This is a genomic window from Nonomuraea recticatena (assembly GCF_039533245.1).
Lineage (GTDB): Bacteria > Actinomycetota > Actinomycetes > Streptosporangiales > Streptosporangiaceae > Nonomuraea > Nonomuraea roseola.
In genome coordinates, this window is sequence record NZ_BAAATE010000041.1 from 21,233 (window position 1) to 37,749 (window position 16,517).

A 16,517-nucleotide genomic window follows, 5' to 3' on the forward strand; every position below is an offset into this window, starting at 1 on the left:
TCCTATCCGGTCGCCCACGTCAAGAGAGCGGCTCGGTCGATCTTCTTGGTGGGGGTGAGGGGGAATGAGGGGAGGGTCTCGATCCGCGGCGGGATCATGTAGCTGGGCAAGAATGTGGCCAGGTGCTTGCGCAGCGCTCTGCCGGTGACCTGACCTTGGACGAGCAGCAGCAGTCCCTCGTCCAGCGCGTAGGCCGCCGCCAGCTCGACCAGCGGATGATCCTGCGCCACGCTCTCGAGCTCGCCGAGCTCGACCCGGTAGCCGCCGAGCTGGACCTGCCGGTCGCGGCGCCCGTCGAACTGGAGCTGCCCGTCGGGCCGCATCCTGCCCAGGTCGCCGGTGCGGTACAGGCGGCCGTACTCGGGATGCTCGGTGAACGACTCGGCGGTGAGCTCCGGCATGCCCGTGTAGCCCATCGCCAGGCCCTGCCCCCCGACGTGGATCTCGCCCTGCTCACCGTCGGGCACCGGCCTGCCCTCGCGGTCGATCAGGTGGATCCGGTAACCGGCCAGCGGCCTGCCCACAGGGACGGGGTCGGTCTCAGCCGGGCCGACGAGCCCGGCGGTGCACCACACCGTGACCTCGGTCGGGCCGTAGAAATTCCACACGCGGCCGGCCCGCTCGGCCAGCTCGTCGGCCAGCCGCGCGGTCATTTGCTCGCCGCCGCACACCACCTGCAGCTCCCGCTGTCCCGGTGTGAGGTAGGGCATGAGCGAGCGCCACGCGGTGGGCGTGGCGTGCACGACCGTCGCTCCCCGCTCCTCGAGCCATGCGACGAGCCGGTCCGGCCTGGCCTGCAGGGCCTCCGTGGTGACCAGGGCCGCCCCGCCGTAGCTGAGCGGGACGAACAGCTCCACCAGCGACATGTCGAAGGCGAAGGTATGGTTCGCCGCGTACCGCTCGCGGCTGTCCGGCTTCAGCAGGTCGGCGACCGCGTGCACGCAGTTGTGCAGGGAGGCGTGGGACACCTCCACCCCCTTGGGGCGGCCCGTCGAGCCGGAGGTGAACAGGATGTAGGCGCGGTCGCCCGCCCGGACGGCTCCGAGCCGCAGCGGCTCCGGCCCGGACGCTTGGGGCACGACCGAGAGCGTCTCGGCCACGCCGGCCTGGCGCGCCTGATAGCGCAGCCGCTCGGGCGGCAGCGTGGTGTCGACGGGCAGGGCGACCGCACCGGCCTGCCACACGCCCAAGATCGCGGCCGCGTAATCGGCGGAACGCGGCAGCTCGATCGCCACCACCTCGCCCGGCCGGACGCCTCGCCGCCGCAGCTCGTCGGCTACCGCGTTCGCCCTGGCGGCCAGCCGGCCGTACGTCAGTCCGCCCGCCGGGTCCTCAACGGCGACGGCGCCAGGAGAGAGCTTCACCCAGCCGGCCACGTCGTGCGGGACGGTACTCATGCGGGAACCTCCGTGGGGTACGCCGACCACTGGCGCGACCAGGGCAGCAACGGTATGGACGTGGGTCGGGCCGGCGGATTGAGCGCCGCCCAGCCGGGGTCGTACCCCAGCTCGTAGAGCCGGGCCAGCGCACCGGGGAGGTGGTCAGGGGTCGCGCACCTGACCACGTGGGCTTGCCGTTCGCCGGCCACCGCGCGGAGCCTGGGGGCCAGGTGGTCCGAGCCGATCTCCACGAACGTGGTGACTCCGCGGCGAAGCGCGTGGTCGAGTGCCTCGGCCAGCAGGCTGGGACCGGCCAGGTGCGCCGCCCAGTACCGCGGGTCCTGCTCCCTGCCGTCCACCGGCTCTCCGGTCACCGTCGAGACCTGCGCCACCTCGCCGACGTTGGTCTCCAGGCCGCGCAGTGCGCGCTTCAGCTCGGCGGCGGCCGAGACTGCGGGCTTGCCGTGTCGTTGCGCGACAGGACCGGCCGCGCTGAAGCGCACCTGGCTGCCCTCGAGCGCGGCGGTCAGCCGGCCGGCCGCCGCGGGGGGACCCACGATGAGACTGGTGTGCGGGTCTTCGGTGGCGGCCAGCGCGACGCCGGGATCGACGCGGCGGCACAGAGCCTCGGCCAGGCGCCGCTCCAGGCGCACGCGCACGGCGTGCCCGTAGGGAAGTGCCGCGAGCGCCCTGGCGTGGTGGGCGGCCACCTGCTCCGCGCCCGCCCGGGTCAGCGCTCCGCGGTAGAGTGCGGCGGCGATCTCCCCCCGACCGTGACCGATGACCAGGTCGGGCCGGATCCCCGCCCGGAGCAGCTCGCCGGTGACGGCGGGCTGGAGTTCGGGCGTATCGGCGAAGAACAGCGCCAGCGCTCCGCCACGAGCGCCTGCGGGCGGCACGGCGAGGAGGTCGACCATCGCCCGGTCGAGTTCTCGCCGCAGCTCGGCGGCGTCCGCGCCGCTCACCAGGAAGCGGCAGGCGTGGTGATCGCGGCGGGCCCCGGCCGTGTGAACGGCCGCGGCCAACGGCTCACCTGTGGCCAGGTCCGGATCGTCCAGGGCGTTCCGCCACCGGCCGGCCAGCTCCCGCAGCGCGGCGGGGGTGTGCGCGGACAGCGGCAGATAGTGGCGCCCCGGCCGGGCAGGCACCGGCTCGCGCGAAGGAGCCGCCTCCAGGATGAGGTGGGCGTTGGTGCCGCCGAATCCGAAGGAGCTGACTCCCGCGAGGCGGCCCTCCCACGGCTCCGTCTCGGTCTGCACGAGCAGGTTGCCGCGGTCCCAGTCGAACTCCTCGGCCCGCTCCCGCGCATGCAGGCTGCGCGGGAGCGTGCGGTGGAACAGCGCCAGCGCCAACTTGGCCAGGCCGGCGGCGCCGGCGGCGGCCTCCAGATGGCCCAGGTTGCTCTTCGCCGAGCCGATCCGCAGCGGCTCGGCTCGGCCCTCGCCGAGGACCTCCGACAGGGCGCGCAGCTCCATCAGGTCGCCCAGTCGTGTGCCCGAGCCGTGCGCCTCGACGTAGGAGATCTCCGCCGGGCGTACCCCTGCCGCCGCGCAGGCCGCGCGCAGCAGGCGCACCTGTGAGGGCGCGCTGGGCGACATGAGCCCGTTCGTACGCCCATCGCTGTTCACGGCTCCGCCCCGGATGACGGCGTAGATCCGGTCGTCGCCGGCCAGGGCGTCGGACAGCCGTTTCAGTATGACCATGACCGCGCCCTCGGAGCGGCACATGCCGTCGGCGTGCGCGGCGAACGACTTACAGCGGCCGTCCGGCGCCAGGATGCCCGCCGTACGGAAGCACAGGGCGATGTCGGGCGACAGCACCGCGTTGACCCCGCCCGCGAGCGCGAGGTCGCACTGGCCCGTCCGCAGCGCCGTGACGGCATGGTGGGTCGCCACCAGGGATGACGAGCACGCCGTGTCGATCGACATGGAGGGGCCGTGCAGGTCGAAGACGTAGGAGATGCGGTTGGCGCCGACGCTGTGCGCCACGCCTGTCGGGGTGTAGCCGTCCGGCTCGGCGCCCCCGGACAGGGCGCGGACGGCGAAGTCGCTGCTGCTGATGCCGACGAAGACCCCCGTCGGGCTGCCGCCGAGATCCGCCTGCCGCACTCCCGCGTCCTGGAAGGCCTCGTGGGCGACTTCCAGCAGCATCCGCTGCTGCGGGTCCATCGCCGCCGCCTCGCGGGCGCTGATCGCGAAGAACTCGGGGTCGAACGCGTCGACGTCGGCCAGGAAACCCCCGGTTCCGACGCCCGGCTCGGCCCATCCAGGATGGCGGACGGCGCGCTCGCCCGGCACGGGCCCGATGGCGTCCACGCCGTCCGTCAGCAGATGCCAGAGCTGCCGGGGGCCGGACGCTCCCGGCAGGCGGCAGCCGATGCCGACGATCGCCACGGGGTCGTGGACCCCCGCCGCCGGCCGCTGCTCCCGCGCGTTCGCGCCGCCTGCCAGGTGCCCCGCCAGCGCCCGCGGTGTCGGGTGGTCGTAGAGCACCGTGCTGGGCAGCGCGACTCCCAGCCGGGCCTCAAGCGCGCCGGCGAGCGCCACGGCGTCGGACGAGCCGATGCCGTAGTCGATGAACAGGTCGTCCGCCTCCATGGCGTGCCCGATCCGCTCGGCCACCATGGCGATGATGATCTGCAGGAGGCCAGGGGAGGTGGTCATGCCCCGACCGCCTCGCCCAGCTGGATGCCGGCCAGGGCGGGCGAGTTCCAGGCGGCCAGCGTCGGGAACTCGCCGGCGAGCACGCCGTCGCGGCTGGCCCTGCGCTGGATCTTCCCGCTCGTGGTCTTCGGGATGGTGCGGGGCTCCACCAGGAAGACCCCGTCCAGCCTGACGTCGTGCTCCTTGGCGACGGCCAGCCTGATGTCCGTGATCACCTGGTTGAGGTCGTCCGCCAACGAGGATTGCACCTCGGCCACCACCACGGCGACCTCCGCCTGGGGCTGGTCCTCGGCGGCCGCGGCGGCGAAGGCGGCGACCATGCTGGGTCGCACCGCAGGGTGAGCCTGCTCGACCGTGTGCTCGATGTCCTGGGGGTAGTGGTTGACACCGTTGATGATGATCAGGTCTTTATGGCGGCCGACGAGGACGATCTCACCGTCGCTGATCATGCCCAGGTCCCCGGTCCTCAGGAACCGTTCCTGATGGCCGGGGAGCCGGGCGTGAAAGGTCTCGGCCGTGGCCTCCGGCCGTTGCCAGTACCCTGCCGCCACGGACGGGCTGGAGATCCAGACCTCGCCGACCTCTCCGGGTGCGCTGGGGAGTCCCGTCTCCAGGTCGACGATCCGCACGGTGGTGTCGGCCACGGGCGTGCCACACCGAAGGTAGGAGCGGCCGGCGACCTCAGTGGTGGTCGCCGCCCGCCCGCGCCACCGGCCCATGGAGATCACCAGTGTGGCCTCGGCCATGCCGTACCCGGGGCGCAGGTTCTCCAGCCGCAGTCCCGTCGGCGCGAACGTGGCGGCGAAGCGTTCGATCGTGGCGGCGCGGATCGGCTCGGCCCCGCAGACGGCCCGGCGCCACGAGCTCAGGTCCAGCTCGGCCAGCTCGGCATCGGTGACCTTGCTCGCGCACAGCTCGTAGGCGAAGTTGGGCGCGTAGGACAGCTGCCCCCGGTAGTCGCTGATGGCGCGGAGCCAGGTGGTCGGCCGGGCCGCGAACATCTGCGACGGCATGAGGACGACGTGCGCCTCCCAGAGCAGCGGGGAGACCAGCGCGCCGATGATGCCCATGTCGTGGTAGAGGGGCAGCCAGGAGATCGTCGTGGTTCGCTCGTCGGCGTCGAGCGCGCCGCCCATGGCTCGGGCGTTGTGCAGCAGCCCCTGCTGGGTGACCATGACGCCCTTCGGCTGGCCGGTGGAGCCCGAGGTGTACTGCAGAAACGCCAGATCATCCGGTGCGGGAAGGGCCAGGCCGGTCTCGGCCGGGCCGGTGAGCAGGTCAGCCGTGTGCAGACAACGGCGGAAGCCCGCGAGCGCCGACAGCCGCTCGGCCTGGGGCAGCTCCCCGGGCGTCACCGCGTAGGCCGCGCCGGAGTCGCGAGCGATGGGGAGGATCTTTGGCCAGGCGGCGGTGAAGTGCGCGGCGGACGGCAGGAACACCGGCACGGGCACGGCCCCCGCCAGCATGCAGCCGTAGAAGATCGCTGCGTACTCGGGCGACGTGGGGCACAGGAGCAGCACCCGTTCGCCTCGCGCGCCCAGCTCCGTAAGCCGGGCGGCGACCTGGCACGCCTGGTGGGCCAGGTCGCCAAAGCTGAGTTCGGCCGTACCCTGCCTGTCGAGCACGGTCAGCGCCGGCCGGTCGCCGCGCTGGGCGCCGGTGATCAGAAGGGCTTCGAGCACCGAAGCCCTGCGGGCAGGGGTCATGCCTCGCCTCCGATGGGGTCGTTGAGCAGTTCGTCGAGCAGCTCGTCCACCTGCTGGTCCGACAGTGCGGCCAGAGGGGCGAGCAGCCTGTCGTCGGCGCCGGAAGCCTCGGCGGGCTCGGCGCCGAGGGTCGCGCGGACGCGCGTCGCGAGTTCGGTGATCGAGGGGCCGTCCAGGAACGAGAGCGTGGGCAGCAGCACCCCGAGCCGTGCGTCGAGGAGATTGCGCAACTGGACTGCCATCAGGGAGTCGAAGCCCAGCTTGATCAGCGACAGCCCTGGGTCGATGACCGCGGGCGGTACGCGGAGCACGACCGCCACCCACTCGGCCAGCAGTCGCTCCAGCTCCGCCGGACCGAGGTCCGCGACGGACAGGAGCTCGCCTTCCTTGGCGGCGAAGGAGCGCAGCCGGGCGAACACCGACCAGCCGTCGTGCCCCGGGTTGTTCGCGAACCAGGTCGCCGCGTCCAGCGGGACGACCGTAACCTGCGCCGGGGCCTGGTCCGGGTGCTCGGCCAGCAGGCCGTCCAGCACCTCGAGCCCGGCGGCCGGGCTGATCCCGCCCATGCCGCGCTCGGCCAGGCGGCCCGCACGGTCCGGGCGGGCCGCCGCGCCGACCTCCGACCACGGCCCCCAGGCGATGCTCGTGGCGGGGAGGCCACGGGCCCGGCGCCAGTGCGCGAACGCGTCCAGGAAGGCGTTGGCGGCGGTGTAGCCGGCCTGGCCACCTGCGCCGATCACCCCCATCACCGAGGAGAACAGCACGAACAGCTCCACCGGGTCGTCCTCGGTGAGCCGGTGCAGGTTCCAGGTGCCGCTCACCTTGGGGCGCAGCGCCTTGCGCAGGTCTTCGAACGTGGCGGCCGCGATCGTGCGGTCCCTCGCCGCTCCCGCCGCGTGCACGACGCCCCGGATGGGCGGCCCCTGCGCGCGGAGCCGGTCAAGCGCTGCCGCCAGTTCGCCGGCGTCGCCCACGTCGGCAGCCGACACGTGGACGTGGGCTCCCGCGGCGCGCAGCTCGCCGATCCGGCTCCTGGCGTACTCACCGGGCGCGCTCCTGCCCAGCAGGGCCACGTGCCGGGCGCCGTGCCGTACCAGCTGTCGAGCGGTGAGCAGGCCGAGACCGCCCAGGCCGCCCGTGACCAGGTACCAGCCGTCGGCCCGCAGCCGGGGTGTGCCCGAGTCGATCGGGTCACGCGGGGTGAGCCGCGCCGCGAACCACCGCCCGTCGCGGCATGCGACCTCGTTCTCCTCTCCCAGCTCCCACATCCGAGGTGGGCGGCCGTCCCCGTGCGGATCGAGGTCGATCAGGGTGCACCGCAGCTCCGGGTGCTCGTGGCGGATGGTGCGGGCCAGGCCCCAGACCGCGGCGGCGTCGGGGTCGGCCACGTCGCCGTTTCCGACGGCCTGCGCGCCGCGCGTCATCACCCAGAGCCGGACCGGAGCCGGGTCGGCGATCAGCCTCTGCACCAGAGCGAGAAGCGAGCGCACGCCTTGTTCGGCCGGGGCGCCATCCTCGTGCCTGAACACCACGCCCTGGAGCGGCTCGGCGGCTCGCGGCTCCATCGGCTCCCATAGGGTGCTGTAGGACCAGTCGGCGGGGGCCTGGCGGGCGACCTCGCGCAGCGTCAGCCCGCGCAGAGCCAGCACGGGCCGGCCCTGCTCGTCGCAGACGTCGATGTCGAAGCGGGTGGCCTGCTCGTCGGCCCTGGCGTGCGCCCAGCGAGCGGTGCCGAGGTCGGCCAGGATCGAGACGTGGCCGATCCGGTGCGGCATGGCCACGGCGTCGTGGCCGACCAGCGCAGCCGCCGCCTGCAGACAGGCGTCCAGCCGCGGGATGTCCGGCTGCGAATCCGGTGCGCGCAGCCGGACCAGGGCTTCGTGCCGGCCCGTGCGGATCTCCTCGATGCCGTGGAAGGCCGGCCCGTACGCCACGCCGCGGCCGGCCAGTGCCGCGTACAGCTCCGCCGGGTCGGCTGATCGCGTGCAGCGTGCCTTGATGGCGTCGAGGGAGAGCGGCTCGGCGGCGATGGGCGCGACACGGCACGCGGTGGCGTGCACACGCCCGTCGGCGCTGAAGGTGAAGGCGTCGTCCTCGGCCAGCGTCCGTAACCACCGGACGCCTTCGACGATCAGCGGGGCCTTGAACTCCACGTCGGCCAGCGCGCCGGCGTGCTCGATCGCGGCGGCCAGGTATCCAGCGGCGGGGAAGACCACCTGCCCGTCCAGCCTGTGGTCACGGAGGAAGGAGTCCTCGGACAGCCTCCGCGCGCTCAGCTCGGCCAGCGACTCGGCGAACGTGCCGGGCTCCTGCCTGCGCACGGACGGCAACAGCCGGGGTGGGCGGCCCGAGCGGGTGACCACGCCGGGGGCGTTCAGCCCCGAGATCAGCGTCGGGTGCGCGCTCAGCTCGACGAACGTGTCCTGGCCGGCGTCCAGCAACTGCTGGACCACCGGCCAGAACAGGACCGGGTCGCGCAGGTTGCGGCACCAGTACTCCGCGCCGGGCACGACGCCGGGCCCGCCGACCACGGTGGACCACAGGGGGATGTCCGCCGCCCCGGGCCGTATGTGGTCCAGGGCCGCCCGCAGCTCGCCGAGCAGGGGTTCCACGTGATGGCTGTGACTCGCCACGTCCGCGCCCACCATCCGGACGAAGACGTCGTCCCACCGCAGCTGCTCGGTCAAGTCGTGGACCGCGTCGCGGTCGCCCGCGACCACGGTCAGGTTCGGCGCGTTGCCCGCAGCGACGCGGACGCGGCCATCCTCCCCGGCCAGCAGCTCCGCGGCCTGCCGCCAGCTCAGCCCGAGGAGCGCCATCGCCCCGGCGCCGCTGATCCGGCGCAGCATGGCGCTGCGGATGCGGATGACGTCGGCCGCGTCGGCGAGCGTCAGCGCGCCCGCGACGTGCGCGGCGGCCACCTCGCCGAGGCTGTGGCCGACCACCGCGGACGGCACCACGCCCACGGACTCCCACAGCCTGGCCAGGCCCACCTGCAGCGCGAACAGGGCGGGCTGGATGATGTCGATACGGTCCAGCCCTGTGCCCCGCACCAGGGCGTCGGTCAGTGACCAGGCCACGTGCGGGCACAGCACGCGCTCGCACTCTCGCACCGCGTCGGCGAAGACCGGCTCGCGTTCCATCAGGGCCTGTCCCATGCCCTGCCACTGCGAGCCCTGCCCGGGGAAAAGGAACACCACACTGTTCATGAGCAGCAGCATCGCGATGTGCGGCGTGGGCGTCTTCCGCCGCAGGGCGTGGGCTGTACCTAGCCGGAAGTGGGGGTTGGCCGGGCAATACTAGCGAGGCGTCCAATACCGGCGAGCTGCGAACTTCGGCAGCATCCTGGTCCGTGAATGAGAAATACAGCTCGCTCACCTCCGTCTTCCATGACCATGTCCGGTGCCGGCCGCGGGCCGTCGCCGTCGTCGACGAGAGTCGGACGGTGAGCTACGCGGAACTGGCCGCGGCCTCCTACGATGTCCGGCGCTCCCTGGCCCGGCTCGGGATCCGGCCGGGTGATCGCGTGGGCGTGTACATGCGCCGCTCGTGGAGGGTCGTCGCCGCCATCATCGCGGTGATCGACCATGGCTGCACCTACGTGCCTCTCGACCCCGACTATCCCGCCGCCAGAGTGCGGTTCATGGCCGAGGACAGCGGGGTGCGCGCGATCTGCGCCGACCCCGGCACGCCATGGCCCTTCGAGGGGACGGCGGAGATCCAGGTCACCGGTGCCGAGGCGGAGCCGGTGCCGTCGGCCGAGCGCGCGGCGGACGTCCCCACGCACATCATCTACACCTCAGGATCCACCGGCACGCCGAAGGGCGTGGCCACACCCGAGCACGCCGTGCAGGAGCTGTTCCGCTCGGCTGCGGAACGGTTCTCCTTCAGCACCGCCGACGCGTGGAGCTGGTTCCACAGCCACTGCTTCGACTTCTCCGTCTGGGAGATATGGGGCGCGCTGCTGCACGGCGGGTGCATCGTGGTGATCGGCACCGAGGTGGGACGCGATCCGTGGCGGCTCCTGGACACCCTGGCCGACCAGGGGGTCACCGTGCTGTGCCAGGTGCCGAGCATGTTCAAGTACCTGACCGCCGCTCTCGTGGACAAGCCGCGCCCCCTGGCCCTGCGCTACCTCGTCCTGGGCGGCGAGGCGATCGATCACCACACCATCAGGACGTGGATGGACGTCCGCGCCGGGACGGGCGGGCACGAGTCCGTGGTCAACATCTACGGCCCGACCGAGACCACCGTCTTCTCCACCTGCGCGCTGGTCGACCGGGTGACGGTGAGCAGGTCTTCGGGCCCCACGGACATCGGCTACCCGCTCCGGCACGTTCGCACGGCCGTCGTCGGCGCCGACGGCCGGGTGGTGCCCATCGGCGCCCAAGGCGAGCTCTGGGTGGGCGGCACCGGGCTGGCGATCGGGTACGTCGGCCGGCCCGAGCTGAACGCGGAGCGCTTCCCTACGGTGGATCTCGGTGACGGCGAGGCGCGCTGGTATCGCACGGGAGACCTGGTGCAGCAGTCCGAGTCCGGATCGTTCGAGTATCTGGGACGGCTCGATGCACAGGTCAAGCTCCGCGGCTTCCGGATCGAGCTGACGGAGATCGAGGCCCTGCTGCGCCGCGCTCCGGGAGTGCGCGACGCGGCCGTGGTCGTGCGGCGGCCGCCCATCGGCGAGCCCTCCATCGTCGCCTACCTTACGGGCCAGGACCTCGACATCCGGCAGGTTCGCGTCATCTGCGCGGACCAGTTGCCCGCCCACATGATCCCGGCGGGGTTCCGCCGGCTCACTTCCCTCCCGCTGAACTCCAACGGCAAGCTCGACCGCATCGCATTGGAGCGAATCCCATGACCACGACAACGGTGCAGGCCCGCGCTACCTCCACGCGCGGCGGGCGGCCCCTGCGAATCTGCGTCTTCTGCGGCGCGGCGCCGAGCAACTCCGACGCCATCGTCCACACCGCCAAGGAGACCGGAAGGCTCATCGGCGAGCGCGGCCACCATCTCGTCTACGGCGGCGGGGGCTCGGGTCTCATGGGCCAGGTCGCCTGGGCAGCGGCCGACCACGGGGCCTCGATCAGGGGAGTCATCCCCCATTTCCTGTACGAGCGCGAGCGCACCATCGCGGCGCCGCAGCAGGAGTTGCAGATCACCGAGACGCTGCAGCGGCGCAAGGAGCACATGTTACACAGCTCCGACGCCTTCATCGCGCTGCCGGGCGGCTACGGCATCCTCGACGAGATCGTCGAAGTGCTCTCTGCCTCCTACCTGGGCAGATCCGCCAAGCCCATGGTCATCGTGAACACCGAAGGCATCTGGGATGGCCTCATCGGCCTGCTCGACACCCTCACGCGGTTCGAGCTGATCTCGACGGCCGAGCAGCCCACGTTCCACTCCGTGCCCACGCCGGAGCAGGCGCTCTCCCTGGTGGAGAGCCTGCTCCTGGCCCGCTCCGGAGGCCCGGAATGACGATGCGAACCCGCGCGCCGGCCTCTCCCGCCGCCAAGCGGGCGCTGCTCGCCCAGCTCGCCAGGGCAGGAGCGGCGCCGATCCCGCTGTCGTACGGCCAGCGCGCACATTGGGTCATCAGCCAGGCCGGGCCGCAGGCCAACGCCGCTTCCAACGTGCCCTTCGCCTGGACCATCCACGGAGAACCGGACCTGGACGCTCTCGAGCGCTCATTCGCCTGGCTGGTGGCTCGCCATGCCATCTTCCGCACGACCTACCGCCACCTCAAGGGGACCCCGGTCCAGCAGGTGCACCCGTCGGGCGGTCTGGAGTTCAGCGTCACCGACCTGGGCCGCAGGGATCTGTCCGCCATGCTCACAGCTGAGGCGGCCCGCCCGTTCGACCTCGCAAGCGGCCCCGTGACCCGCGTCGTCGTGGTGCGGCGGTCAGGCGCGCCGCCGGTGCTCCTCTGGGTGACCCACCACATCGCGATCGACGGCTGGTCGTTGTTCCAGGCGATGGACGAGCTCGGGCACGCCTACGCCGCCTACGCACGGGGCGCCGAGCCCGGGCTGGCGCCGCCCCGTGCGAGCTACGCCGACTTCGTGTCCTGGCAGGCGGCCATGCTGGCCGGACCGGCGGGCAAGAGGCTGGAGTCCGCCTGGCTCGACCTGCTCGGGGCACCCGTGTCCAAGCTCGCGCTACCGATCGACAGACCCCATCCGTCCGGCCAGACCTTCGCGGGCGGCTCGCACGCCTTCCGCTTGGGGGCCGAGCGCTCGGCCGCGCTGCGCAGGCTGGTCGCGCGCGGCGAGGGCACGCTCAACACGATCTTGCTGGCCGCGTACGAGGCCCTGCTGGGCAGGGTCGCCGGCCAGGAGACGTTCCTGCTCGGCACGTTCGCCACCGGGCGGAGCCGTCCGGAGTTCGGCGACGTCATCGGCTATCTAGCCAACCCGGTGGTGCTGCGGGTCGACCTCACGGGAGACCCGTCCCTCGGCGAGATCGCCGCTCGGGCCCGCGCTGGGATGCTGCACGCACTGGACAACCAGGACTACCCCTTCTCCCTGCTCGTGCAGCGGCTCGGCCTGGAGCGGGACTCGAGCCGTTCACCGTTGTTCGACGCGAGCTTCACGCTGCGCTCCTCCCAGCGAGGCGAGATCCTGCGGGCGGACCAGGGGCCGTCGGCGTCGCCGCTGGGCGCCCCCTCCACCGGCGAGCGCGGCATGCGGCTGGCACTGGGCGACCTCGACCTGGTCACGCATCCGGTCGAAGAAGCGCATGTCCGCTTCGACCTCGGGATGGAGCTCATCTCCGTCGAAGGTGACGTATCGGGGCTGCTGCGTTACAACGCCGACCTCTTCGATCCGGCCACCGTCGCCTGGCTCGCCGACGGCTACCTGCGGGTGCTCGACGCGGCGCTGACCTCTCAGGGGATCCCGCTCAGCGGCATCGAGCTGCCGACCCGCCCGACGCCGGCCATCGCCGTGCCTCACCCGGTGGAGCAGGCGGCACCCGCAGCCGCAGCGGCGCCCGCCGAGCTGGTCGAGGCCATCGCCGGAATCTGGAGCGAGGTCCTGGACCACCCTGCGGGCGGCATCGGTCCCGACGACAACTTCTTCCGCCGCGGCGGCCATTCCCTGGCCGCGGTCAAGGTGACGCTGCGGCTCCAGGAGGAGCTGGGTCTCGAGGTCTCGATCGCCGACCTGTTCGAGCACGCCACCCCGGCCCGGTTGGCGGGGTGGATCGCCGGCCCGGAGCGCGCCGCCGGCCCCGTCCTCGTGCCACGCGCCGCCGGAGAGTCGTACCCGCTCTCCCATGCCCAGGAGAGCCTGTGGATCCTGCAACAGCTGGCGCCCTCCAGCGTCGCCTACAGCGCGCCGCACGCCTTCCGGCTACGCGGCCCGCTGGACGTCGCCGCGCTGGAATGGGCGCTGAACCAGGTGATCGCCAGGCACGAATCGCTGCGTACCAGCTTCCACGCCACCAGGCAGGGGCCGACGCAGCGCGTGGCCGACCCGGCACCGATGCGGCTACCGGTGGTGGACACGACCGACGCGATGCGGCTCATCATCGAGGAGTACGGCAAGCCGTTCACGCTCTCGGCCGGCCCGCCGCTGCGGCCGGTCCTGTACCGAGTGTCGCCGGACGAGCACGTCCTGCTGCTGCTCGTCCACCACATCGTCTTCGACGGCTGGTCCACCGCGATCTTCTGGCGGGAGCTGTGCGCCTTCTACCGCGCCCGCCACGGCTCCGGCCGGACGCCACGGCCCTTGCCGCTGCAGTACGTGGACTACGCCGTGTGGGAGCGCCAGGACCTGGCAGGCGAGCGCCTGAGGAACCTGGTCGGCTTCTGGAAGGACACCCTGGCGGGGGCCGTCCCGACGTCCCTGCCCACCGACTTCCCCAGGCCCAGGCGGCCGCTCTTCCAGGGCCGCCAGCACGCGTTCGACCTACCGGTCAGCGCTGGGGAGCTGTGCAGGCGGCTGGACGCCACGCCCCACATGGTGTTCCTCGCCGCGTTCCAGGTGTGGCTCGCCCGGCAGGCGGGCACCTCCGACGTCACCGTGGGCTCGGTGGTCTCCGGCCGGTCCAGGGCCGAGGTCGCCGATCTGATCGGCCACTTCGTCAACATCGTGCCGATCAGGAGCCGGCTCGACCCGGACCGCACCTTCGCCGAGACGGTGGACCGCGTCCGCGCGGGCGTGCTGCGGGCCTACCAGCACCAGGAGCTGCCGCTGTCGCGGCTGGTGGACGAGCTCAAGATAGCGCCGGCGACGCCATTCGACGTGCTCTTCACCCTCGTCGACCTGCGCCTGCTGGAATCGGCCGAGGACCGGCTGCCCGGCATCGAGGCCGAGCGCGTCGTGCCGCCCCTCGGCACCGCCCAGTTCGACCTGGCACTCGAGGTCACCGAGTTCGGCGAGTCCGCACGGGCCGTACTCGAATTCGACATCGCCCTATTCCGCCCGGAGACCGTCGCCGCGATGGCCGCCGACCTGAGGCGGACCATCGTGGAGCTCGTCACGGATCCGGACGTCCCGATCGCGAGGGGTGAGGCATGACCGAGTGGGTGAGCCTGCCCTGCCCGCGCCCCGAGGCGGCGATCAGGCTGTTCTGCCTGCCCTACGCCGGGGGAGGGTCGGTGGAGTACCAGCAATGGGCCGATCTCCTGCCCGCCACCGTGGAGGTGGCGCCCGTGCACCTGCCGGGGCGCGAGCGGCGGATCAGGCAGCAGCCGTACACGGTCATGAAAGAGCTGGTGGCGGACCTGGCCGACGGGTTGGAGCCGTATCTGGACCGGCCGTACGCGCTGTTCGGCTACAGCTTGGGCGCTTGGGTGGCCTTCGAGGTGGCCAGGGAGCTGCGCAGGCGGGTCGTGTACAGGGGGTTCGAGCAGCCCCGTGCGCTCCTGCTCGCGGCGGCGGGGCCGCCCGATCTGCCGCGCGATCCCACCACCTACGACCTGCCGGACCCCGCACTCGTCGCCCGGATGGAGCGGCTCGGCGGCACTGACGGGATGATCGTCGACGACCCCCGGCTGCTGGCGGTCGTCCTGCCCAAGCTCCGCGCGGATTTGCAGGTGGCCGACACCTATACGCCGATCGAGGAGCCGGCTCTGCCGTACCCGATCCGGGCCTTCACCGGCGACGCCGACGGGCTGGTCTCCCCTGAGCAGGCACGGGCGTGGCAGTGGCACACCGACGAGGACTTCCGGATGCGCGTCCTGCCGGGTGGTCATTTCTTCATGCACGAACGGCGCGCGGAACTGCTCCGCTTCATCGTCCAGGATCTGGAGATCGCATCATGAACAGGTACGTAGTGGTGTACAACCACGAAGAGCAGTACTCGCTGTGGCCGGAAGGCCGGGACCTTCCCGCGGGTTGGACGGCCACGGACGTGGCCAGCGACCGCGACGCCTGCCTGGCGTACATCGAGGGAGTGTGGACGGACATGCGGCCCAAGTCGCTGCGCGCCTCATGACCGAGACCACGCTGCGCGTCAACGCGGCCAGACTGATGTCGGACGTGCGGCGGCTGGGCGCCATCGGGGCCGATCCCGGCGGCGGTATGACGAGATTGGCGTTCACCGCCGACGACGTGGCCGGGCGCGCATACGTCACCCGGCTGATGGAGGACGCGGGCCTGACCGTCGAGGTGGACGCCGCGGGCAACCTCATCGGCAGGCGGGAGGGCAGAAACGGCGACGCGCCCGCGCTGGTGCTCGGCTCTCACATCGACACCGTTATCCAAGGCGGCGCATACGATGGCGCCTACGGCGTGCTGGCCGGCATAGAGGTAGCCCGCACCCTGGCGGAAGAGGGCATCGCGCTCGACCATCCGCTGGCCGTCGTGGCGTTCTGCAACGAGGAGGGCGCACGGGGCACGATGGGCATGTGGGGGTCGCACGCCTTCGCCGGCGTGCTGCCGCCGGGAGCCGCCCACCAGGTCGACGAGCACGGCGTCACCATCGCCGACTTGCTGCGGTCGGTCGGTGGCGACGCCGACCTGCTCGATGGCGCGGCATGGACGCCCGGCTCGATCGCGGCCTATTTCGAGCTGCACGTCGAGCAGGGTGGGGTGCTGGAGTCGCTGGACGTGCCGATCGGCGTGGTGGAGTCGATCATCGGCAGGGTGAACGTCTCCGTCACGGTCGAGGGCGTCGCCGGCCACGCGGGCACCACTCCCATGGAGCAGCGCGTGGACGCCCTGGTGGCCGCGGCGCGGCTGATCGAGGCCGTACGGTCCATCGCCGCCGAGGAACGGCTGGTCCTGCGCGCCACCGCGGGCACGATCACGGTCGACCCGGGGATGTGGAACGTCATCCCGGGCCGGGTACGGCTCGGGGTGGAGTTCAGGGACGCCTCCACCGTCAACATGGACCTGGCGACGGACCGGCTGGTGGGGATCGCCCGTAGGGTGGAGCAGGACTCCGGCGTCCGCGTCACCGTCGAGGCCGGCGCCCGCACCGAGCCCGTGGGCTGCGAGCCAGAGCTCCAGGAGCTGATCGCGAAGGCGGCGGCCGAGCACGGATACCTCTCGCACCACCTGCCGAGCGGGGCGGGGCACGACGCGCAGATCGTCGCCCGCATCGCCCCCATAGGCATGATCTTCGTCCCGAGCGCGGGCGGGGTCAGCCATGCGCCGACCGAGTACACGGCGCCCCACCATCTGGCGCAAGGAGCCGACGTGCTCCTGTCCGCCGTGCTCAAGAAGGACAAAATTTCCTGAATATCGAGGAGTTTTCCTCGTGATATCCCCACGAGACCGGCCTCCCGTACGTTTCTTATGCGGGCCAACCCCGCTCAAGGAAAG

The 16,517-nt window shown here is 72.2% G+C and carries 10 protein-coding genes; 6 read left to right on the forward strand and 4 right to left on the reverse strand.

Translation table 11 applies throughout. The annotated features are described in order from the left end of the window. Window positions 1-2: 2 nt before the first annotated feature. Genes ABFX50_RS43960 through ABFX50_RS43975 form a run of 4 tightly spaced genes read right to left on the reverse strand, consistent with a single transcriptional unit; the run spans window position 3 to window position 8,957 of the window. Window positions 3-1,397 carry an amino acid adenylation domain-containing protein gene (locus tag ABFX50_RS43960; RefSeq protein WP_346155363.1) on the reverse strand — a complete coding sequence of 465 codons (1,395 nt, stop codon included), beginning with the start codon at window positions 1,395-1,397 and terminating at the stop codon, window positions 3-5. After that, the gene (locus tag ABFX50_RS43965; protein WP_346155365.1) at window positions 1,394-4,042 is read right to left on the reverse strand and encodes a type I polyketide synthase; all 2,649 of its coding nucleotides are present in this window, start codon (window positions 4,040-4,042) and stop codon (window positions 1,394-1,396) included. Before ABFX50_RS43965 ends, ABFX50_RS43960 begins: the two co-directional genes overlap by 4 nt. After that, a complete protein-coding gene (locus tag ABFX50_RS43970) occupies window positions 4,039-5,748 on the reverse strand; it encodes a fatty acyl-AMP ligase (RefSeq protein ID WP_346155368.1) in 1,710 nt (569 codons plus the stop codon). Before ABFX50_RS43970 ends, ABFX50_RS43965 begins: the two co-directional genes overlap by 4 nt. Further along, on the reverse strand, window positions 5,745-8,957 hold the full coding sequence (locus ABFX50_RS43975) for an SDR family NAD(P)-dependent oxidoreductase (protein ID WP_346155372.1): 3,213 nt from the start codon (window positions 8,955-8,957) through the stop codon (window positions 5,745-5,747). Before ABFX50_RS43975 ends, ABFX50_RS43970 begins: the two co-directional genes overlap by 4 nt. A 143-nt stretch (window positions 8,958-9,100) precedes the next feature. On the opposite strand from ABFX50_RS43975, the gene ABFX50_RS43980 reads away from it, so the two are divergent. Genes ABFX50_RS43980 through ABFX50_RS44005 form a run of 6 tightly spaced genes read left to right on the forward strand, consistent with a single transcriptional unit; the run spans window position 9,101 to window position 16,433 of the window. Next, window positions 9,101-10,606 carry an amino acid adenylation domain-containing protein gene (locus ABFX50_RS43980; protein WP_346155374.1) on the forward strand — a complete coding sequence of 502 codons (1,506 nt, stop codon included), beginning with the start codon at window positions 9,101-9,103 and terminating at the stop codon, window positions 10,604-10,606. Next, window positions 10,603-11,223 carry an LOG family protein gene (locus ABFX50_RS43985; RefSeq protein ID WP_346155376.1) on the forward strand — a complete coding sequence of 207 codons (621 nt, stop codon included), beginning with the start codon at window positions 10,603-10,605 and terminating at the stop codon, window positions 11,221-11,223. Before ABFX50_RS43980 ends, ABFX50_RS43985 begins: the two co-directional genes overlap by 4 nt. Continuing rightward, the gene (locus tag ABFX50_RS43990) at window positions 11,220-14,267 is read left to right on the forward strand and encodes a condensation domain-containing protein (RefSeq protein ID WP_346155379.1); all 3,048 of its coding nucleotides are present in this window, start codon (window positions 11,220-11,222) and stop codon (window positions 14,265-14,267) included. The genes ABFX50_RS43985 and ABFX50_RS43990 overlap by 4 nt, the downstream gene beginning before the upstream one ends. Beyond that, window positions 14,264-15,013 (forward strand): thioesterase II family protein, encoded by a 750-nt coding sequence (locus ABFX50_RS43995; protein WP_346155381.1) that lies wholly within the window; start codon window positions 14,264-14,266, stop codon window positions 15,011-15,013. Before ABFX50_RS43990 ends, ABFX50_RS43995 begins: the two co-directional genes overlap by 4 nt. Beyond that, complete coding sequence (locus ABFX50_RS44000; protein ID WP_346155383.1) at window positions 15,010-15,186, forward strand: MbtH family protein; 177 nt, start codon at window positions 15,010-15,012, stop codon at window positions 15,184-15,186. The genes ABFX50_RS43995 and ABFX50_RS44000 overlap by 4 nt, the downstream gene beginning before the upstream one ends. Beyond that, window positions 15,183-16,433, forward strand: coding sequence for a Zn-dependent hydrolase (locus tag ABFX50_RS44005; RefSeq protein WP_346155386.1), 1,251 nt, complete (start codon window positions 15,183-15,185; stop codon window positions 16,431-16,433). Before ABFX50_RS44000 ends, ABFX50_RS44005 begins: the two co-directional genes overlap by 4 nt. The last annotated feature ends 84 nt before the right edge of the window (window positions 16,434-16,517 follow it).

What these genes read in the sequence shown, in the direction of transcription:
- ABFX50_RS43985 (WP_346155376.1), top strand. Translation starts at nt 10,603, where the DNA reads ATGACCACGACAACGGTGCAGGCCCGCGCTACCTCCACGCGCGGCGGG.
- ABFX50_RS43960 (WP_346155363.1), bottom strand. Translation starts at nt 1,397, where the DNA reads ATGAGTACCGTCCCGCACGACGTGGCCGGCTGGGTGAAGCTCTCTCCT.
- ABFX50_RS44000 (WP_346155383.1), top strand. Translation starts at nt 15,010, where the DNA reads ATGAACAGGTACGTAGTGGTGTACAACCACGAAGAGCAGTACTCGCTG.
- ABFX50_RS43970 (WP_346155368.1), bottom strand. Translation starts at nt 5,748, where the DNA reads ATGACCCCTGCCCGCAGGGCTTCGGTGCTCGAAGCCCTTCTGATCACC.
- ABFX50_RS43990 (WP_346155379.1), top strand. Translation starts at nt 11,220, where the DNA reads ATGACGATGCGAACCCGCGCGCCGGCCTCTCCCGCCGCCAAGCGGGCG.
- ABFX50_RS43995 (WP_346155381.1), top strand. Translation starts at nt 14,264, where the DNA reads ATGACCGAGTGGGTGAGCCTGCCCTGCCCGCGCCCCGAGGCGGCGATC.
- ABFX50_RS43965 (WP_346155365.1), bottom strand. Translation starts at nt 4,042, where the DNA reads ATGACCACCTCCCCTGGCCTCCTGCAGATCATCATCGCCATGGTGGCC.
- ABFX50_RS44005 (WP_346155386.1), top strand. Translation starts at nt 15,183, where the DNA reads ATGACCGAGACCACGCTGCGCGTCAACGCGGCCAGACTGATGTCGGAC.
- ABFX50_RS43975 (WP_346155372.1), bottom strand. Translation starts at nt 8,957, where the DNA reads ATGAACAGTGTGGTGTTCCTTTTCCCCGGGCAGGGCTCGCAGTGGCAG.